Here is a 21,195-nt window from a genome sequence, read left to right as displayed (position 1 = left end):
CCGCGGGGGTCAGGCCACGGCTCGCTTGAGATTCTGCAGTTGGGCCGCAACGGTGTTGTCGGTGACTTCCGACCCCACCTGGATGCGCATGCCGCCGAGGACGCGCGGATCGACCACGCTGTTGACGAACACCTGACGACCAAGTTTCTTGGCGTACACCGCCTTGATCTTCTGGAACTGTTCGTCCTTCAGCGGCACGGCGCTCGTCACCGTGACCATGGAACGGTTGCGGTGCGAGGCCACGATGCCGATCAGCCAGTTGATCGTCGACAGGAATCGACGATTGCGCAGATCGCGGGTGGCGTGCTCCGCAAGATCCATGGTGACCGGATCGAGGGCCTGCCCCTTGAGCAGATTCTTCAGGAACTTCACGCGTACTTCGGGCTTGGCGTGGGCATCGGACAGACGCTGGCGCACGACCGGAAGAGTGAGCAGCGCGGAGGCCAGCTCCGACAGCTCGATGGATACGGTCGAGCAGGCGTTGCGCACATCGGCGGCGCTCAGCAGCGCGTCGACGGCCAGATCCTCCGTGGCGTCCGCGATGTCCGCGGGCTTGCTCCAGCGCTGGGACGCGAGACCTTCGGCGATCTCGACGGTCAGCGGTGTGGCCTTGCCCTGCAGAATCGTGGAGACCAGCTTCACCTTGGTTTCGGCCGGGTACGCGGGGTCGGTCAGCGCGCGGGAAAGCGCGCGGTTGCCGTCGAGCACCGCGGCGAGGTCGAACAGCTCGTCGCCCACGGTCTTCGCCTCGGCGCCGACCGAGGCCAGCTTCTCGGCGAAGGACTCACGCAGTGCCTTCACCGAGCCCTTTGAAGTCTCTCCATACATCGAAAGTTCACCTCCTGCCCTTTGCTTCGCGAGTTTTCACCAGTCCAGCCATATGTCACTTGGCCTTTCCGGCGTTGTCCTTGTCGATGCCGTCGATCATCGAGTCGATCATCGAGGACTGCACGTCGGAATCCGAAAGCTTGCTGCCCAGGATCTTGCCGGCCAGAGCCGTCGCCAGAGCGCCGACCTCGCCCTTGAGGCTCACCAGAGCCTGCTGCTGCTGCGATTCGATGGACTTCTGCGCGTTCGCGGTGATCTGCGCCGCGTCGGACTCCGCCTTGGTGCGGGCGTCGGCGATGATGTGCGAGGCCTCGGTACGCGCGTCGTCGCGAATCTTCGCGGCGTCCACGCGGGCCGTGTTGAGCTGGTCCTCGTACTTCTTCTTGGCGGCGTCGGCATCGGCCTGGGCCTTCTCGGCCTTGGCCATGCCACCCTCGATCTTGGCGGCCCTTTCATCGAAGATCGCCTGGAACTTCGGCAGGAAGAACTTATAGAAGAATATGGCGACGACGATCAGGACGACCGAAGACCAGATGATGTCGTAGCTCTCCGGAACGAACAGCGCGATGCCGCTCTTACCTTCCGCAAATGTCTCCATATCCGCCTCCTTTCACTTCGTTCGTCTGGATTACTTACCGTGTTCCAGAGGAATCAGGCGGTGAAGATGAAGCCGGAGATGAAGCCGAGGAGGGCAAGGAACTCGATCAGACCGAAGCCGATCCACATCAGGGTCTGGATGCGGCCGCCCAGCTCAGGCTGGCGGGCGGTGGCCTCGATGGCCTTGCCGAACACGATGCCGACGCCGATGCCGGGGCCGATTGCGGCGAGGCCGTAGCCAATGGCGCTCAGGTTGCCGGTCACCTGTGCGAGAGTGATGAGATCCATTGTTGTTTCCTTTCTTTTGGGTTCGTAAGAGTACGAATCAAACCCAGTAAAAACCGTATTGAATTATGAATGATACGAATCTATGCGGGCCATGGGCCGGGCATCAGTCGACTTCGGGGTAGCTCATGTTGATGTACACCGAAGACAGCGTCGCGAAGATGAACGCCTGCAGGTAGGCCACGAAGGCCTCGAATAGGGTCATGATGAAGCCGAACGCCAGCGTGACCACGCCCGCGCCCATCATCAGCTTGTTCTCCGCGATGATCAGGAAGAACTGCGTGGCCGAGAAGCACAGCGCCACGATGAGGTGGCCTGCGATCATGTTGGCCAGAAGTCGCAGCGTCAGCGATGCCGGGCGGATGATCAGGATATCGATGAGCTGCATCGGGACCAGCAGAATCAGCACCGGGAACGGGACGCCGGGAGGCGTGCACTCCTGCTTGAGGTAGCTCAGCAGGCCCTGCTCACGGCAGGCCGCGATCCAGTACTGGACGAAGGTCCACAGCGCGAAGATCAACGGCATCATGATCGTGGCCGTGGCCGCGATGTTCATGCCGGGGATGATGCCGCACAGATTGAAGAAGAAAATCGTGAAGAAGATCGTCGAGATCATCGGAACGTAGCGCTTGCCGCGCAGCTCCCCCATGACCTCGTACACGATCTTGTCGCGAACGTACTCGATGCCCCATTCGACGAATCCCTGCCAACGACCGGGAATCAGCTTCGCACGGGACGCGGTGATGCCGAGAACCACCAGCATCACGACCGTCATGATCAGACGGACCATGATGATCCTGTTCATGGCGAACGGCGTGCCGGCGAAGATGATCTCCGGAGGGAGGAATTCATCGATCGAGGGGATTTCAGGGCCTGACTGCGCGGCCAACACCACGCCCGCAGCCCCTGTCAATGCTGCAACGCCTGCCATACTGCGTGCCTCCTCTTAATCGAACCTGAACCAATATAGCGCTTTTTGCGGCGATATTGTGTCACGAACGTAAACGCGCAGTATGTCTTCTTTGCATGCCTGCGCGAGCCTCCATTGCCATACACAGTACCGGAATTCGGACGATTATACAGTGGCGGTTTCAGGATGTTGCCATGGCGAATCGTTCCCCGGCCCCATATGGGGAATTCGTCCGGTACACCCCGACCGCTTGATTTTGCAAGGGTTTCCTCCACATCGGCCGTTTACGCCGGTCTCACGAACATGGCCATTATTCGGACGCTTGGCTATCGTAATGTGGTCATTATGTGGACGTCGGCGCAAGACCGATGCCGGACGATTTGCACACGCCGCGGAGGACCTTTCTCCGGAACGGCGACACATGCCGGCGCCGGTGTCGCGAATGCGACATCGACACCGGCCGGCGAACTGTCGATTTTGGCATGGCGTCTCATATGTCCCCGCGGCGTGTCTTTACCATATCGATATCCACGGCCCGCCTCCGCGACGCCGGAACCTTCGGCTACCGCTCGATGACGCCGCAGCCATCCCCACCCCGGCTCCCCTCAATCATGAGGGGAGCTGTCGGCGCAGCCGACTGAGGGGAGTTCACCACAACAAACACCGGCTACCGCTCGATGACGCCGTAGCCGCATCCGTCGAACGTATGGAAATCGTCCCCGCGCGGCCCGGCCGGCGACCGACGGTACCGGCGGTCCGTGCCCAGCCGCTTCTCCTTGCGCAGCTGCGGCACCTCGGTCAGGTCGTACGGCGTGGTCTGATACACCCAGTTCAGCCAGTTGCGCCACAGCAGGTTCGCATGGGACCGCCATGCGAACAGCGGCTCCTGGCTCGGATCGTCGTGCGGGAAGTAGTTCGTCGGGAACGGCACGTTCTTGAGCCCCCGCGCCATGTCACGCTCGTACTCCTCGGCGAGCGTCCACTTGCCGTACTCCCAATGGCCGAGCGCGAACACCTCGGAGAAGTCGCGCGTGGCGACCAGACCCGGCCCGCTCTCCGGCCCCCAGGTGAGCACCTGCAAATCGGGGTTCGCACGGATATCATCCATGTCGACGTCGGCGAGACGCGAATGCGGCTGCAGCGCGATCTCGTCGAATCCGTTGGTGATGAAGCAGTACTCGTCCTGCAGCCGCTGCGGGAACACACCGAACGTCTTCTTCTCCAGCAGATGCTTCCTCACGCCGTACCGGTAGTACAGCGCGCCCATCGCGCCCCAGCACAGGTACATCGTGGAGAACACATGAGTGCTCGCCCAGTCGAGGATGCTCTTGAACTCATCCCAATAGTCGACCTCCTCGAACGGCATATGCTCGACCGGGGCGCCGGTGACGACCAGCCCGTCGTAGAAGTTGTCCTCGAAGGCGTCAAGATTCTCATAGAACTTGAGCAGATGGTCGCGGCTGGTATGCGTGGCCTCATGCGTCGACGTCTTCATGAAGTCGATGTCCACCTGCAGCGGCGACTTGGAGATGAGCCGCAGCAGCTGCGTCTCCGTCTCGATCTTCTTGGGCATCAGGTTGAGGATGACCAGACGCAGCGGACGGACGCGCTGCTTGACCGCATCGTCGCTTTCCAGCGCGAAGATGCGTTCGGAGTCGAGTATCGCACGGGCCGGCAGACCCTTCGGAATCTTGATAGGCATGTCTTCAATTATTGCAGTCCCGCATCACGTATGCCATGCCGTGGAGGCGTTATCGCCCACGGTGCCAACGATTCCCCTTATGTCCGGTCATCGATTTCGGATATCGCATGACGGCACGCTTCACGACGACCATTATCCGACACGCCGACAAATATCAATATTTTCAACGATTATCGACAAATAATTCTTCGAATGGCGAATATCGAATTGACTTCCCTCAAAAAGTACGTATAGTAATACAGGTTGCCCGAGATAAGGGCCGACGCGGGGTGGAGCAGCTCGGTAGCTCGCTGGGCTCATAACCCAGAGGTCCATGGTTCAAATCCATGCCCCGCTACTAGCAAAGGCTAGGAATCGCAAGGTTCCTAGCCTTTTCATTTTCGACCGGATTGACACCGCCACGATTTCTGGGGTTATGGGCCAAATGTGTGTCTGGTAGCTTAGTCGTTCGATGGCCATTCGACGTGGGTGCGGAAGTCGGGCCATAGACCAAATGTGCGTCTGCCGGCCCGGTATCCGAGGCCGGTGTCCGCCGGTCCGGTACCCAAGGTCGGTATCCGCCGGTTTTGTGGGTCCACCGGTTCGCTGGAATATGGAAGTGGGTCCATCGGTTCGCGAGGACGCTGTTTTGGACGCCCCCATGTATGCCGCGGACCCACAAATCCGTAGATGAACGGATTGGCCCACGGTTACTGAACATGCCGGACCCACGAATCCGTTTGCATGAACGGATAGGCCCACAAATCTGGTTCATTGACTGGTCCATTGATTAGAAAGACCCACAAACCAGACAGACCAGAGGGTGGGCAGGCCCGCAAATCGGAGGACATAGGCCCTTGAGCGGGTCGATGACTGGTGTTGTGGGTCTATCGGTTCGTTGAAATATGAAAGTGGGTCCATTGACTCGCAAAGAGGGTGTTTTTGACGTCCTCGTGTATGGTTCGGACCCACAAACCTCTTTATGACCGTCTCAGGCCCACTATTAACGAACGGATAGACCCACAAACCCGACACATTGAACGGGAGGACCCACAAACCCGGCCCAGCGAATGGATAAACGGATAGGCCCATGGTTCCGTAGTCAAAATCCATGCCATGCCACTGAACGGGAACCCACCGCGCTATGCGGTGGGTTTCTCATATCCACATGACTGTCTGCCAAGCCACAAGGGCACAGGCCGGCAAATTTCGGGCATGGAATCCGCTTGGGCCTATCCACGCCCCTCAGCTGCGGCGGCGGATGGTGGCCAGGGTGAGGCCTCCGACGGCGAGCGCCGCCATGGCGATGCCGGATATCATGCCGATCGCCGTACCGGTGCGGGGCAGTCCAGCCGGCTCCTCGGGCTCCTCCGACGCGGGCTCTTCGGGCGTAGGCTCCTCGGGTTCCTCAGGCTCCTCCTCGATGGTGGTGACCTCGCCGTCGATGCCGAGCGGATGCGAGTCGATGACCTCGCCCTCCGGGCTCCATAGCGTGGCTTTCCAGTAGACCTTGCCGGGCTTGTCGGCTTTCGCCGCGGGACTGAGCACGGTCTGGTTGTCCTTGCCGGCGTCGAGGTCCACACGCGCCTCGTCGAGGATGCGCTCGCCGGTGCCGGGCGTCGCGCCGTCGGCCACGGGCTCGTAGGCGGTGAACGTCACGTAGGACCCGACCTCAAGCCGGCCGGACACTTTGGCGCTGTCGCGGAACTCCTCCCCCACCTTCACATGCGGGGGGATGACGGCGGTGGTGAGGCTGGGCGCGTGGGGCCGCGCCGTCTCCTCCACGAACACGCGTTCCCATGCGTCGCCATAGGAGCTGGAGGCGGGTTGCACCCGGTCGTCGCCTTCGAACGTGTAGACGAACACATAGTATCCGTGGGTTTCGGCGGTGATGTGCACGGGATTGCCGTCCGCGTCCGGCGCGCCCGCCCCGACCTTGATTTCGCCGTTCTTCGCCGCATACTCCCATGTACCGATGCGCTTGTGGTTCGCGTCCTCGGCCGGCACGGCGTCGCCGGAGGGCTTGTATTGCCTGTCGTTGGCCGCGTCGTCGGGGTCGCCGGCCCACCAGACGCTCACCTGGGCGCGTTTCCGGTCCGCACCGATGCCATACGCCTCGTCGCCGGCGAATTCGCCATGGTCGTCGGGGAACCCGGAGACGGTGATCCGGTCGCTGATTTCGGCGCCCACGAGTGCGGAATGCTCGGTGGCGACGGAGTCCACGGAGACGGGCGCGCGCACGGACAGGGTCTCGGCCCGTTCGAGCAGCCCGCTGCTGTAGTCGGCCCGGATCCATTCCCTCACCTCCGCGGCCTGCCGGGATTTGTCGATGACCCACACCCATGTGCCGATGCCCGAGCCCCCGGTGGACGAATAAGGCTCGCTTCCTCCGGGTTCGGTGACGGCCTGCACGGTTTTCTTCTGCCCGGCGGCCGTGAACTCCGCGGTCCCGTAGGCATCCGGCTTGTGGCCGGCCTTGCCTACGCGGGCGAGGAAGTCCGCCGCGCTTTCACCGTCGTTCGGTGTCATGCCCTCGCCCAGCGCCGACGGCGCAAGCCCCGCATAGTAGTATCCTTCCGCCTTCACCGTCGTTCCGGTCTTCCATGTGTCGCCGTCGGCCATGGTGGAGGTCACGTCGTCGGAGACCGGCTCGCCGGCGTCCACTATCTTCCTGTTCACGACCGTGGTCACGCCGGGCTGGAAGTCCTTGACCACGTCGAAGGTGGCCACGTCGTTCTTCACGCTCGTCGAGGTGCCGTATCGCAGATAGTCCTGTCCGCTGACGAGCCGTTCGATGGTGCCGTGGTCGTAGGCGACGTTCGCGGTGACGTCGCCGTTGCCGTTCGCCTTCCATGCGAGCCGTATGGTCTTGCCGGCGGTCTTGCCGGTTTTCACGGTCTTGCCGTCGTCGAAGACGGCCGGCCCTTTCAGCGTGACGGTGTAGGGCACGCCGGACACCTTGGTCCCTCCGGAGCCGGTGATCTCCACGTCCACGTATCCGCTGCGTTCGCCCTCCAGATAGGTGACGGTGGCTTTCGTCGTGGTGGCCACATGCGCGGCCGATTCCTGCCACAGGACGTCGGCCTTGGCCTGCACGGTGGGATGCTCCTTGAGGAACGCCGCCTTGCGCTTCTGCCACAGAGGCTTGTCGAGCATTTCGAAACGGTCGTGAATCAGCATGCCGATGGCCGCCTGGGTCGCCGGATCGGTATTCGACTGGTAGACGTCGACCAGATAGGCGATTCTTCGGGCGTTCTCCGAGTCCGCGATGCTCACGGTCTCGCCGTACTCGTATGACGCCGGCACGCCGGTCTCGATGCAATAGGCGTTCCTGCCGTTCGGCGCCACCGCGATGACGCCGATGTTGTATTGCTCTCCCTCGAACGTGTACCACAGCTGGCTGTCCTTGGGCGCATGCATGGTGGCGGCGGACGCCGGGACTGCGGCGGCGAGGCCCGTCATCGCGGCGAGCGCGACGACGAACGCCAGCAGTCGTCGCAACACGTGACGGCCCGGTGATCGTGACGGGCCGTGGGGCGGCGCGCCCCGCCGTCGGGGACCCGCAGATGTGATGGTGTTCGGCATTGCTCTCATCCTTCCTATGAACTCTTCCGCGTGGCAAAAGGCGGATAGCACGACGATGTCATAGGATGGGCCGACGTCCGGGGCCGGACGGGCAATGTTGACGAACGTACGGAAACGGCAGATCCTCCATCACCGATGTGGATAGATGTGGATAATCGGCGATGGAATACGCGGATGTGGATGGTTTTCGTCACCATCCACATCGCACGATACGATGCCCGCGCATACGGATGCCGGGGTGAGTCAGGCACTCCCCGGCATTCGCATGCGTCTCTTAGGTAAAGACGGAACGGTGACCGACGGACCGATTCCCCGGCAATCACCTTGCAATCAGCCGACGATCACTTGACGAAATCCTCGGGGTGCTTGGCGAAGGCGGCGGCGCAACCGGGACCGCAGAAGTAGTAGGTCTTCCCGTTGTAGTCATGGCTCGCGGCGGCCTTGGCCGGATCCACGCTCATACCGCACACGGGGTCGGTCTCGGACCCGCCGTGGTGCATCTGCATGCCGCCCATGCCATGGCCCGCATGCCCCATGTGCCCTTCCTCGCTCTTCCTGCTGAACAATGCCATGATGGCTCCTTTCCTATGGTGATGTTCCGGAATCGAAATCCTATACGGCCTTACGCGTTCGGGGTCGAATCCGTTCAACCGGCCGGCGTTGGTCACGACCGACAGCGACGAGCACGCCATGGCCGCGCCGGCGATCATCGGATTGAGCAGCATGCCGGTGAACGGATACAATACGCCGGCCGCGACCGGTATGCCGATGCCGTTGTACCCGAACGCGAAACCGAGGTTCTGACGGATGTTGCGCATGGTGGCGTGGGCCAGGTCGATGGCCGTGACGACACCGCCGAGCGAACCGTTCATCAACGTGATCTGCGCGGATTCGATGGCCACGTCGGTGCCGGTGCCGATGGCGAACCCCACGTCGGCACGCACCAGCGCCGGGGCGTCGTTGATGCCGTCGCCGACCATGGCGACCACATGACCGTCGGCCCTGAGACGCGCCACCTCGTCGGCCTTGTTCTCCGGTCTCACTTCGGCGACCACATGGTCGATGCCGACCTGCGCGGCCACGGCCCCGGCGGTGCGTTCATTGTCCCCGGTGAGCATGACCACGTCGATGCCGCGTGAACGCAGCGTCGCGACGGCGGCCTTCGACGTCGGTTTCACGACGTCGGCCACGGCCACGACGGCGGCCAGAAGCCCGTCGACGGCCACCAGCACCGGCGTCCTGCCTTCGGCGGCCAGCCGGTCCATGGCGGCGAACACGTCGTCGACGCTTTCGCCGGCGTCGTCGGGCATGCCGACGTCATGGTCGTCCATGTATTCGGCATTGCCCGCCAGCACGCGCCGGCCGTCGGCGAGCGCCTGCACGCCGCCGCCGGCCTGTGCGTGGAATTCCCGCGGTTTCGGCACGTCGATGCCGCGCTCGCGGGCGCCGGAGACTATGGCCGTGGCCAAGGGGTGTTCGGAATCATGTTCCGCCGCCGCGGCGAGCCGCAATATGTCGTCGTCATGGCCATGCCAGTCGCCGAACGTGACGATGTCGGTCAATGCCGGCCGCCCCGCGGTGATGGTGCCGGTCTTGTCGAGCACGACGGTGTCGACGCGCGCGGCGGTCTCCAACGCCTCGGCCGACCGGATGAGCACGCCGTATCGGGCGGCCTTGCCGGTGGCGATGGTAATCGACAGCGGCGTGGCGAGACCCAACGCACACGGGCAGGCGATGACGAGCACGGAGACGGCGGCCACCAGCGCATGCGTGACGCGCGGTTCGGGGCCGAACGCATACCAGAGCGCGCATGCCCAGATGGCGATCAATACGACGACGGGCACGAAGATCGAGGAGACCTTGTCGGCCAGTCGCTGCACCGGCGCCTTCGAGCTCTGCGCCGCCTTGACCAGGGCCACGATCTGCGAGAGCACGGTGTCGGCGCCGGTCGTCGTCACGCGGTAGCGCAGCGATCCGGCGCCGTTGACGGTGGCGCCGGTCACGTCGTCACCGACCGTCTTGCGCACGGGCATGGATTCGCCGGTGATCATCGACTCGTCCACCGACGATTCGCCGGACACCACCGTGCCGTCGGCCGGCAGCTGTTCGCCGGGGCGTACGACGACGACGTCGCCGACGACGACCTGTTCGGCGGGGATTTCGGCCTCCACGCCGTCGCGTTCGACGCGCGCGGTCTTGGGCCGCAACGCGACGAGGCTTTTCACCGCCTCGTCGGTGCCGGCGCGGGCGCGCGCCTCCAGCACCTGCCCGACGAGCATGAGGGTGATGATGGTGCCAACGGCCTCGTAGTACGGCTCGCGCGAGCCTTCGGGCAGTATCCATGGCGCGAAGGTGACGACGAGGCTGTAGACGAACGCGGCCATGGTGCCCACGGTGATGAGCGCGTTCATTTCGGCGTTGCGATGGCGGATGGCCGCCCATCCGCTGACGTATATGGGTCGTCCGGCGTAGGCGATGACCGGCAGCATGAGCACCAGCTGCGCCCACGGTTCGAGATGGTAGAGGTGGAACATCGCGGCGACGAACACCGGCAGCGTACAGACCGCGGCGACGGCGAGACGGCGGACGAGGGAACGGAATTCGGCGCGGCCGCCATCGTCCACGGTCGGCGTGTCGGCCGATCCTGCACGAGGATTCCCGCCGTCACCGGCCGCTTCCGCAGCCGCGGGGGCGTCCACCGCGCCGACGCCGCCCGACCGACCGTCGGCGGCGGCATGACCGTCCGCGGTCGTCTTGGCGCCGTGCCGTCCCGGCAGGACGCGCAGCGTGCCGTGCAGCATGTTCATGCCGCAGGCGAAGCCGTAGTCGCCGGAATCGGTCGGCGTCAGACGCACGGTCGTCGACCGGAACGGCGGCAGCTCCCTGTCGATGCCGAAGTCGGGGAACACCACGTGCGACGAGCATTCGCCGGTCTCCTTCCTGTCGAAGACCAGATGCACCGGCACGCCGGCCTCGACCTCGATGACCGACGGACTGTAGCCGCCCTGCACGGCGATGACGGCCTCCTGGCCCCCGTCGCCCATCGTCGCGCGGTACGCCTTGCGCGGCGCGAGGAAGAACCAGACGACGCCCGCGCTCAGCACGAACGCCACCAACAGCGCCACGATGATTCCCACAGTCGTGATTCCCATGCGTCTCCTCCTTGTTCCACGGACCACCATATACCCCATAGGGGTATAATGCAATCAAGAAAATCCGCCATGCGCAAACATCCGAACAGCCATCGCGATACGGCATGCGACGGCAATCGGCCACCGCAACCGGCCGCGGCGCGTACCATCGGCAGGCGCGGCAAGGACCACTACAGCGAGAACATCACGGCAAGGACCATCATGGACAAGACCCAGTCACCGACCACACCATCGACAACGACCCCGACGCCGCCGAACCCGAACGCGACCAGCCGTGCGGATACGCCGAAGGCCTGCTGCTGCAACCACCCCGATCATCGCCCCGATCATCACCCCGACGAGGAGCCGCACACCCCCCGTAACGGATACGACGCCGACCAGAAGCGGATCATCGCGCGGCTCAACCGCATCGAGGGCCAGATCCGCGGCATCAGGCAGATGGCACAGAACGGCGAATACTGCATCGACATCCTCACGCAGATCGCCGCCGCGAACAGCGCCCTGAAATCGGTGGCCCTCCTGCTGCTGGACGACCATCTCAACCACTGCGTCCGCCAAGCCGCCGCCGAGGGTGGCGACGTCGCCGACGAAAAACTCGACGAGGCCAGCGCCGCGATACGACGTCTCGTCAAGTCATGAATGTCTCCGCGTCACCCCACGTCTCCGCGTCACAATAGACCCACAAAGCCAACAGGCAACGGCCATCCACAGGATTTGTGGGTCTACCCCATTCATCAACCGTGGGCCGAACCGTTCATAAACAGGCTTGTGGGTCCACGGTATACATGAAGAGGCCGAATATCCCTTCCTCGCGAACGGTTAGACCCACTTACAGATTTTCGAGGCCGAACAGACCCACAAATCCCAGCAGAGCAAACGAATAGACCCACAAACCACGCAAACCACGACAGGTCACGAAACCCAGCAAACGAATAGACCCATAAAACCCCGGCAGGCCACAAACCCCAGCAGGCCACAAAACCCCGCCAAGCCACAACAAGACCCGCAAACCCCGCCAGACCACGAAAAAGGCGGACGCCTCGAAAGAGACATCCGCCGATGACGCATACCGGTCAATCATGGTAAGACCGGAGGAAACGAACCGGCAAACGCCGCCGATCCCGAAGATCCACCGGCCCACCGATCACCAGTGGTTGGCGCCGGGGCCCTCGAACTTCACGTTGAAACCGCGCTCGTAGTGCAGGTACATGTTGGCACCGTAACGATCGACGTCACGGTGGGTGAAGAGCATACGGATCGCGAACGCGGTCTGCACGTCAAGCGGCAGCGCGCGGAACGCCTTGTAGGCATCCCAGCCGTCCTTGGCGACGGCCTGGTCGGAGACGAACGCGTAGCCGTAGCCGTCCTCGTTCACATAGCCGAGGAAAGGAAGGTCCCATGCGTCGTGCTCGGTCAGCGCGGCCTTGTAGTCCTCGACCTTGGCGAGGGCCTCCTCCGAGATGCCGAACGAGCGGGCCACACGGTTGGCCTCCGCCGTCTTACGGTCGGCGTAGGAGCCGTACAGCGAAGTATCGACGGTAATCTGCTTGTTCTCCGTCATTGTCATCCTTTCCCCCTACACGCTCACCACTGAGCGTGCGGTTTTCATTTCGCGTGTGAGATGTAACATAAAATGAAACATCCAACGCCGGTTTGTTCTATGACATCAACCGGTTTAGTTGATGTGCACATGTAAAACCATACCGCATTTTTTCCGCATAGCATGACGCGTTCACATGTTTTTAACGCGTCTTTTCGTATTTTGTCATATTGCACGTTCAAATGATGAAATGAACATTTCAGTTGTTCGTTTCATGTTCGTCTTTTCGGGAGAAAACGTTCGAAATCGTTAATTAATAGTTATTTAACTTAGGCACGCCCCGCGTGTCGCACCGCAACACTTACAATGGCAGCATGACTGAATCAAGTAGTACCAAGGTCACCACATCCACTTCTGCCGCCGCGCCCGACGAGAAATCGCCCGAGACGCGGAGCGCCACCGCGGGCAATCCGTCAAGCGCGGGTACTCGCAGAACCTCGGCGAAGGCGTCGTCAACGAAGACGAAGCGCAAAACCGCCACCTCCCGCAAACGCCGTTCGGCATCCAAGATCTCCCCAGACACCCCAGACGCCCTGATTGCGGCGCCCTCGCTCCCCGTCAACGAACCGGGGCAGTTCGGACGCATCAACGTGCTCGACGTCACCCCGAACGAGGAGGGGGGACTGTATCCGGGACGCGTGGAGCTCGGCGAGCTGTTCACCGTCACGGCGCAGGTGTTCATCGAGGGCCGCAACAAGGTCGGCGCCACCGCCGTGCTGCGCACCCCGCGCGGCAAGATCATGGCCAGCCGCACCATGACCTGCGTGAACCCCGGCCTCGACCGCTGGACCGTCGAGCTGCAGGCCGGCGAACACTCCGACGTCAAGCCGTGGGAGGAGGGCTTCGCCGCCGTCAAACGCCAGCTCGGCCATTGGACCGTCACCGTCGAGGGCTGGGAGGACACCTTCGCCACCTGGCTGCATGACGCACGCATCAAGGTGCGCGTGCACGACTCCGACGTGGAGAACGCACTGGACGAGGGCGCCGAGCTGCTGACCCGCTGGTCGAAGACCCGCGGCAGCAAGCTGCATGCCGAGGCCAAGAAGACGCTGCAGGCCGCGGCCGCCACGCTGGCGAACAAGGAGCTCGACCCGGCCGAGCGCCTCGCCGCCGCCGACAACGACGAGATCGCCGCGCTGCACGAGTCGAACCCGCTGCGCGATGGCGTGAGCGAATCGCGCCCCGTGAAGCTGAAGGTGGAGCGCCCGAAGTCGAGCTTCGCCGCATGGTACCAGTTCTTCCCGCGCTCCGAGGGCGCCTACGTGGACGAGGCCAACGGCAAGATCGTGCAGGGCACGCTCAAGACGTCGGTCGCCGGCCTCGAACGCGCGAAGGCCGAGGGCTTCGACATCGTGTATCTGCCGCCGATCTTCCCCATCGGCGTGACCAACCGCAAGGGCCGCAACAACACGCTGGTCGCCGGCCCCGACGACCCGGGCTCGCCGTTCGGCATCGGCAGCGCAGAGGGCGGGCACGACACCGTAGACCCGCTGCTCGGCACGATGGACGACTTCAAGGCGCTGTGCGCCAAGGCGCATGAGCTCGGCCTCGAGATCGCGCTCGACTTCGCGCTGCAGTGCTCGCCCGACCACCCGTGGGTCAAGGAGCACCCGAACTGGTTCCGTCACAAGCCGGACGGCACCATCGCCTTCGCCGAGAACCCGCCGAAGAAGTACCAGGACATCTACCCCATCGACTTCAACGCCGACATGGAAGGCATCGAGAAGGAAGTCGTGCGTCTGATGAACCTGTGGATCGACGCCGGCGTGACCATCTTCCGCGTGGACAACCCGCACACCAAGCCCGTGCGCTTCTGGCAGGACGTCATCGCCTCCGTGACCAGGCGCCACCCCGAGACGCTGTTCCTCGCCGAGGCGTTCACCCGCCCGGGCATGATGCGCGCGCTGAGCTACGCCGGGTTCACGCAGTCGCACTGCTACTTCCCGTGGCGCAACACCAAGGAGCAGCTCGAGGAGTACCTCAACACCACGAACTGCGACGACGGCTTCTACCAGCACAACACGTTCTGGCCCACCACGCCCGACATCCTCACCGCCTACGTGCGCGACAACGGCATCGCCGGCCACGCCGTGCGTGCGGTGCTCGCCGCGCTCGGCTCCCCCAGCTGGGGCATCTACAACGGCTACGAGCTCATCGAGAACCGCCAGCGCCCCGGATTCGAAGAGCAGATCGACAACGAGAAGTACGAGATCAAGGTGCGTGACTGGTCGCAGGCCAAGAAGTACGGCATCGCCGAGATGCTCACCAGCCTCAACCGCATCCGCCGCGCCCACCCCGCCACGCACAGCTACCACAACGTGACCGTGCTGCGCAGCTCGGACGACAACGTGCTCGCCTTCGTGCGCCACACGCCCGCCGAGTTCACCGGCACCGGCAAGCCCGACACGCTCATCGTGGTGGTGAACCTCGACGGCCACAACGCCCACCAGTCGCTCATCCACCTCGAGCTGGGCGACTTCGGCCTGCCGACCGACCGCGGCGTACAGCTGAAGGACGAGCTCACCGGCCGCGAGTTCACGTGGGGCTGGGACAACTTCGTCTCCCTCGCCCCGTGGGCCGACGTCGCACACGTCCTCAGCGTCCAGTACTGAGCATACGTTTCCGCGCCCGAATCCGCGATTCATGGTGCCAAACGGTCGTTTTTCGGCTGGAAAACGACCAAAAAGCACCGTAAATCGCGGATTTCAGTGTTTACATGCCGTTTCTTCCCAGGAACAACGATGTCCCTTAATTCCGCCGAATCCCCAACACGCTCAAGTATGCCGTGGCGCCTTGCAATCGCCCTGCTCATCGGCCCCGCTTGTTGGCTCATGCCGCATCAAGGTGTCGCCATGATCCTGATTCCGCAAAAAATCGCCGATATCGACCCAAATGACAAAGTGACTTTGGTCGCCGCATTCTCCAGTGTCAGCATGATTATCGGCTTGTTCTTCAACATCCTGTTCGGCGCGTTTTCCGATGTCACCCGGACCCGTTTCGGCAAGCGCACCCCGTGGATAGTCGGAGGTTCCATCATCTCGGCCGTGCTGTTGTACGGCCTTTCCACGGCATCGTCAATCCCGTCGCTCCTAGTATGGTGGTGCTGTTGCGAGGCGGTTATCAACGGAGTGGCGGCCCCGATGATCGCCCAACTTTCCGACCGCGTTCCGGACCATCGGAAAGGAACGGTCTCGGCCTGCTATGGCATCAGCCAAACCATCGGTAATCAGATCGGCATCGCCGTCGCCTCACTGTATCTGGACAACGTGCGGTTCGGCATCCGGACGTTCGCCATTGTCGCCGTCATCGGAGGTCTGACGTCCGCGGTGATTGCCGGAGAACCATCAAATCTCGCAGAACGAGGCCATCATGTATCCACGCGTATACTGTTGCGCCATTTCATACCGCCGACACAGAACGCCAGCAACTTCTATAAAGCTCTCATCTCCAAGTTCCTTATGCTCGTATCCGCCGGAATGACCAGCAGCTACCTGCTATACATAGCCACGGATTATCTACATGAGCCCAACCGGCAATCGCTGTTATCCGCCACCGCCGTCATCACACTGACTACGGGAATCGTATGCTCACTGATTGCCGGCCCGCTGTCGGACCGTCTCGGCAGGACGAAAGCCCCTGTTGTCATGGCGTTGCTCATTATGGCGGTCGGCTCCCTGCTGCCTGCGTTCTCCGATGACGGTACGCTCTTCCTTACCGGTATGTCCGTCGTCGGCATCGGCATGGGCATCCACGCTTCGGTCGACCAGAAACTCAATCTGCTGGTTCTGCCCGACCCCGCCACCACGGCCAAGGATCTCGGCATCATGAATACGGCGAATACATTGGGAACGCTATGTGGATCGCTGACCGCCGCTTACATCATCGGAGCATGGGGATATCACGGACTGTTCATCATGGAGTGCCTGATCATGTGCGTCGGCGCAGTCTTCGCGGCCTGCGTTCGAATCAACCATCGGAGCGATGGCACATCCTCGGCGCCGGGAAACGCGTGATGACAGGCAATCGTCACTGCGGAAGCGCCGTCACACTATCTCGTACTATCAGTTCCGGCGAAAGAATGATACGACGCTGCCGGTCTCGCGGCACGCCTTCATAGTTGACATCACGATAGCTGTAGACCAGGTCCATGGCTTTGCACATCATGATGTCGAACGGCTGACGGACCGTGGTCAATGCAGGACCAAGGAACCTCGAGGGAAATACGTCGTCGAACCCCATAACCGATAACTGGCCGGGAATGACGATATGTCGTTCGGACGCAGCCTGATACACACCAACCGCCATCAGATCGTTGAGCGCGAAAATCGCGGTAGGCGGCTCGTCCAGCGACAACATCTCCAAGGCGGCACGACATGCGGTCTTGGGCATGTAATCGCCTTCATGGATGAGACTGTCATCCACCTCGACGTTCGCCGCACGCAACGCCATCTTGAACCCCTCCAGACGAGCGCACGAGGCCTCGGAGTCGTTTGGACCGGTAACGACGCCGATACGTCGATGGCCCATATCGGTGAGATACCGGCCGGCCATAAGGCCTCCCGTCCAGTTGTCGACGCCGACGGAAAGATATTCGTCCCCCGCTCCCTTTGGCAGATCAAAAACGACATAGGGAATTTCATTGTCGGAAAACAGCTGACGTTCTTCATCCGTCATGTCGGTCAGCATCAGAATGACGCCCAGCGGATTGCGTGCGATAATCCGCCGGAACAGCTCGTATCGCCCCTTCGGCCTGGTCTCATGCATGACGACATCAACGCCAAGCTCGTCGCTATACCGGGAGGCTCCACGTATCAGTTCAAGTGTTCCACAGCTGTCGATGTGGGAAATAACGACGTCAATCACATGGGCAACACGTTGATTCCCGGTGCCTTTACGCTCATATCCGATATCCTCGAGAATCTTCTCGATACGTTGACGGGTCTCATCCGACACATCACTGCGCCGGTTGATGACCTTGGAGACCGTGGACGCGGAGACACCGGCGATTTCGGCGATCTGCGTCACTCGAAGGTTCTTCTTTCCGCTGTTGTCATCCATGAACGATTCCCGATTCCCGTGAGTGCTTCGATAAGTGCCTTCTCACTTTATCGCACGGCTTCCGCGCATTTCATCGGAATTCACTTTATAACGGCTCGAAATGCAGAGGTGCCGAAGCGATGATGAGGAGATTCGCTTCGACACCTTTGAGAACCCTCGGATGACGGAGGAAGAAACATCATCCGAAGTCACGAGTCTACGGTCAATCGTCCGTCATGGCGGCCGACAATGCAACGGCCATGACGGACGCCGCACGACCGAGACTATTGCCGACGACGGGCCAGCAGACGCATCGCCACGGCCGAGCCGGCCAGCAGTACGGCGGCCAAGACCAACCCGCCGACGGCGGCGCCTGTGTGGGAGAGGCTGCCTCGCTGCTGCGCGCTTGTGGACTTGCCGTCTGCCGTGTCGGTCTTCTGCTGAGAGCCGGAAGACGTAGCCACCGATGGCTTATCGGACGGAACCGGCGATGGCTTTTCAGACGGATTATCCGACGGCTGGCCACCCGGGTTTTCCGACGAGCCCGCCGACACCGTCAGCTTCGCAGAACCCGAAACGCCCGAGCCATCCTTCGCCGTGGCCGTAATCGTCACCGTGCCCGCACCTACTGCCGTCACCCGGCCCGAAGCATCCACAGTCGCGACCTTCTCGTCCGAAGACGACCAGGAAACCGACTTGTCCGAAGCGTTCTCCGGGGACACCGACGCCTTCGCCAACACGGACTCGCCAACCTTCACCGCATCACGCTCCAACGAAACCGACACACCAGAAACCGGCACAACAGACGAGGTCGTACGGTCTACGGCCAACTGCGCAAGTTGCACCTCCAAAGCACGTTGGGGGGCATCAACTTCATTCTGGGTGGAAGGCTTGTTGACGAGCGCGGTCTCCGCTTTCGTCAACAGCGTCTGCATTACAGTCCATTCATCTGCTGGATATTCAATTGGCTTGAGCTTCTTGGCTTTCGCAATCGTGTCCTCCAACGCAGCGGTGGAAACACTTTTACCATCAGCGCTAAGCACATCGCTCAGGTCGTAGTAGTCAAAGTCCACATAACCGCCAGTGGTGTCTTTGGCATAGTTGAACAGTCCGATACGGTACCCCTTGAAGTGAGATAGGCTCCAGTCATAGCCGAACGGCCCTTGTTCGCCTCCGAGCTTCTGCCAGATCTTGCCATCAAGGCTGTATAGATACTGGACGGTAAGACGACCGCTGCTATTGTCAAGCACGTTGTCGCTCTTAAGCCACACGTTCGTGTTGCTTCCAAGGTCGACCGTGGAACCATCTACAAACGCCTCGGTCTTGTCCCTGTCAATGGTGTCGTCAATGATATTGCCGGAGGAATCCTTCCTACCGTTGTCATAGATTCTCTTGACCACACCCAGTACTCGCTTACCGTTTTCTTGACGCACTGCGGCGTAGGAGAAGCTACGGGTATAGGTGGCGATACCTGCGGTATCACCATCCTTCATATGACTTACATCCATCTTGGTCTCAGCCGACATATCGCCACCAAAAGTGCGCTGCGAAAGCATATTTCGTGCGGTCTCGAAATAAGTGAGATCACCCTTGGTGCCTTTCATATATTTGGCGTTCTTCGATACCTTGTGTCCATTGGTCAGACGTAGCCAGCCATTACGATCGGTCAATGACCAGTATCGATTATCCGGATTGTGAGCCCATTCCCATACCATGTCAAGATTGGAACCATTCGGCTTGTACTCATCCGCCACCGCATATTCCTTGGTGCCGTCCGTCCTCATCGAGACGTCGTCCACAAAGAAGTTCATCAGATCATTTGTCTTGTCAGGCGTCGCCGTCCACGGAGTTTCAAAGAACACTTCGGCACTGTCCGCATCAAAGTCCTTCGGAACGGTGTACGAACCGCTGATCTGGGACCATTCGCCCCTCTTCGCAGTCGCGGACGCCATCACGTAGGCCTTGTTCTTATCCCGAATGGTGAAATTAAATGTTTTGGTGTTCGGACCGTCCTTATATAGCACATATGCGGAAACCGTGTATGTGCCGCCAGCCACTATCTTGCCGGAAACAGACTGAACAGGGCCAGCGCCCGTAGCGGTTCGACCGGTCACTTGCAACGAGTTCGGAGCACTATGGTTAGTGGAGTCAAGAGATATCTTTGCTCCCTCTCTGCCTTCCCATCCGGATTCATCCTTTACCTCACCGTTGGAGATCACCTCGGTTTCACCAGATGCGGGAGCTTCGTCCAAGGTCCACCAATCCTGATCTTGATACGTCTGGTGAGGGGCATCATTGTCAAAATCGTCGGAATTGACGATGCTCTTGAGCCGTACCAGATTTTCCAGATCAGACGGCAACGAGATGGGCTTGTCATAGGTATCGCCGGCGGATACCTTGTTGTCCTTCCCGAATGTAGGCCAGCCGTCCTTGTCCCATGTGGCCGGGATCAAACCGGGAATACGACCATTCGGATAGGTATCACGGAAGAAAAATCCTTCCCAATGAGTACCACCACCTTCTTTATCGGACACTTCCACGAGGCTGCCCTGAGCGAAGCCACCGAGCGTGTATTTCCTAGCCTCATATTTGGAACCATCAAGCAAGTCGGTGGTGCGCAGCAGCATCACCGTCCGACCATCCTTGCCCCAGTAAATAGTCGGATTGTAAAAGTACTTACCGATTTTAAAAATCTGGGAACCTTCGAATCCGGTGGGCACTTCACCCAACGCATCTTCGAATTGCTGGGCGGAGATGATATTCTCATGCGACTCCACCACAGTCTTCATATCATTCTTATCGAGCTTGTACTCGTTAGCGCCGGAGATAATCCATGGATCATCGTTCTCATCAAAATATAGAGAAGGATCATGAAAACCTCTGCCAAGTGCAACCTTGGTCCATGTGCCGTGTTCGATGTCATCAGTGTAGTAGATGAAGGCACCACCCAAATTGTTGGTGTTAAACAGCACATAGAATTTACCATTGTGGTATCGAATGGAAGGAGCCCATTCCCCTTCTCCATACGAGCTTGCACCATTGCGCAACGACGATGCGTCACTCATCGATATACGGTCGTATACATAGGTGACGATCTGCCAGTTAATAAGATCATAGGATTTCATGATCGGCGCGCCCGGACTGAGCTCCATGGTGGTGCTGACCATATAGTAGACATCTCGCCCTTCAGTGTTCTTGGGATCGTTCTTGGGCAGACGCATTACACTGATATCCGGAACGTCGGAATTCAACACAGGAATCGAGTAGGTACCGTCGCCGTTGTCGGATGTGGTATAGCCACGATCAACAGTTGAGGTATCAGCAGCCGTGGCCGGCATGACGAAAGCCGTCACACTCATGCCCACTGCTATCGCTCCAGCAAGAAGCCCCGATAACCGACGAATAGTATGGAATTCCTTCATAAGGTTCCCTTTCTTTGAGGATGAAATTGGCAAGTGACAGCCAAAAATGGCCAATGACGTCAAGTTATATGATTTGAGGGGCACTGCGAGCCCGGAAG

13 protein-coding genes and 1 tRNA gene are annotated in these 21,195 nt (G+C 60.9%); 4 read left to right on the top strand and 10 right to left on the bottom strand.

Translation table 11 applies throughout. From position 1 onward, the window contains the following. Positions 1-9: 9 nt before the first annotated feature. The 5 genes from KIH77_RS02160 to KIH77_RS02140 form a co-directional block, all read right to left on the bottom strand. The gene (locus KIH77_RS02160; protein ID WP_219099443.1) at positions 10-828 is read right to left on the bottom strand and encodes a F0F1 ATP synthase subunit delta; all 819 of its coding nucleotides are present in this window, start codon (positions 826-828) and stop codon (positions 10-12) included. A 55-nt stretch (positions 829-883) separates the two neighbouring features. Continuing rightward, on the bottom strand, positions 884-1,426 hold the full coding sequence (locus KIH77_RS02155) for a F0F1 ATP synthase subunit B (protein WP_219099442.1): 543 nt from the start codon (positions 1,424-1,426) through the stop codon (positions 884-886). Positions 1,427-1,479: 53 nt separating this feature from the next. Then, positions 1,480-1,713, bottom strand: a complete 234-nt coding sequence (atpE, locus tag KIH77_RS02150; RefSeq protein ID WP_093960642.1) for an ATP synthase F0 subunit C — start codon at positions 1,711-1,713, stop codon at positions 1,480-1,482. A 103-nt stretch (positions 1,714-1,816) separates the two neighbouring features. Continuing rightward, positions 1,817-2,641, bottom strand: a complete 825-nt coding sequence (gene atpB, locus KIH77_RS02145) for a F0F1 ATP synthase subunit A (RefSeq protein WP_219099441.1) — start codon at positions 2,639-2,641, stop codon at positions 1,817-1,819. A gap of 646 nt (positions 2,642-3,287) precedes the next feature. After that, positions 3,288-4,322: a homoserine O-succinyltransferase gene (locus tag KIH77_RS02140; protein ID WP_219099440.1), complete on the bottom strand. Its 1,035-nt coding sequence runs from the start codon at positions 4,320-4,322 to the stop codon at positions 3,288-3,290. 263 nt (positions 4,323-4,585) lie between these two features. Here KIH77_RS02140 and KIH77_RS02135 point away from each other — a divergent pair. Beyond that, positions 4,586-4,659: transfer RNA gene (locus KIH77_RS02135), tRNA-Met, on the top strand. A gap of 887 nt (positions 4,660-5,546) precedes the next feature. Here KIH77_RS02135 and KIH77_RS02130 read toward each other — a convergent pair. Then, positions 5,547-7,805 carry a peptidase gene (locus tag KIH77_RS02130; RefSeq protein ID WP_219099439.1) on the bottom strand — a complete coding sequence of 753 codons (2,259 nt, stop codon included), beginning with the start codon at positions 7,803-7,805 and terminating at the stop codon, positions 5,547-5,549. Between the two features lie 422 nt (positions 7,806-8,227). Continuing rightward, positions 8,228-11,038, bottom strand: coding sequence for a heavy metal translocating P-type ATPase (locus KIH77_RS02125; protein ID WP_236024399.1), 2,811 nt, complete (start codon positions 11,036-11,038; stop codon positions 8,228-8,230). Between the two features lie 387 nt (positions 11,039-11,425). Here KIH77_RS02125 and KIH77_RS02120 point away from each other — a divergent pair, with 387 nt between their 5' ends. After that, a complete protein-coding gene (locus KIH77_RS02120; protein WP_219099565.1) occupies positions 11,426-11,677 on the top strand; it encodes a metal-sensitive transcriptional regulator in 252 nt (83 codons plus the stop codon). Between the two features lie 505 nt (positions 11,678-12,182). On the opposite strand, the gene KIH77_RS02115 is transcribed toward KIH77_RS02120, so the two are convergent. After that, on the bottom strand, positions 12,183-12,599 hold the full coding sequence (locus tag KIH77_RS02115) for a glycerophosphodiester phosphodiesterase (protein ID WP_219099438.1): 417 nt from the start codon (positions 12,597-12,599) through the stop codon (positions 12,183-12,185). 353 nt (positions 12,600-12,952) lie between these two features. On the opposite strand from KIH77_RS02115, the gene KIH77_RS02110 reads away from it, so the two are divergent. Continuing rightward, a complete protein-coding gene (locus tag KIH77_RS02110; RefSeq protein ID WP_219099437.1) occupies positions 12,953-15,250 on the top strand; it encodes an alpha-1,4-glucan--maltose-1-phosphate maltosyltransferase in 2,298 nt (765 codons plus the stop codon). A gap of 240 nt (positions 15,251-15,490) precedes the next feature. Next, positions 15,491-16,651, top strand: a complete 1,161-nt coding sequence (locus KIH77_RS02105) for an MFS transporter (RefSeq protein WP_219099436.1) — start codon at positions 15,491-15,493, stop codon at positions 16,649-16,651. A gap of 13 nt (positions 16,652-16,664) precedes the next feature. Here the strand turns inward: KIH77_RS02105 and KIH77_RS02100 are convergent, their stop codons facing one another. Next, entirely contained in the window at positions 16,665-17,696 is a 1,032-nt protein-coding gene (locus KIH77_RS02100) for a LacI family DNA-binding transcriptional regulator (protein WP_219099435.1), read from the bottom strand. 263 nt (positions 17,697-17,959) lie between these two features. Continuing rightward, the gene (locus KIH77_RS02095; protein ID WP_308283169.1) at positions 17,960-21,013 is read right to left on the bottom strand and encodes a beta-xylosidase family glycoside hydrolase; all 3,054 of its coding nucleotides are present in this window, start codon (positions 21,011-21,013) and stop codon (positions 17,960-17,962) included. Positions 21,014-21,195: the final 182 nt, after the last annotated feature.

The sequence above is a fragment of the Bifidobacterium pluvialisilvae genome (assembly GCF_019331695.1).
GTDB classification, from domain to species: domain Bacteria; phylum Actinomycetota; class Actinomycetes; order Actinomycetales; family Bifidobacteriaceae; genus Galliscardovia; species Galliscardovia pluvialisilvae.
Note: the sequence above shows the minus strand (reverse complement) of the source record. Positions and strands in the feature narration are given on the sequence as shown.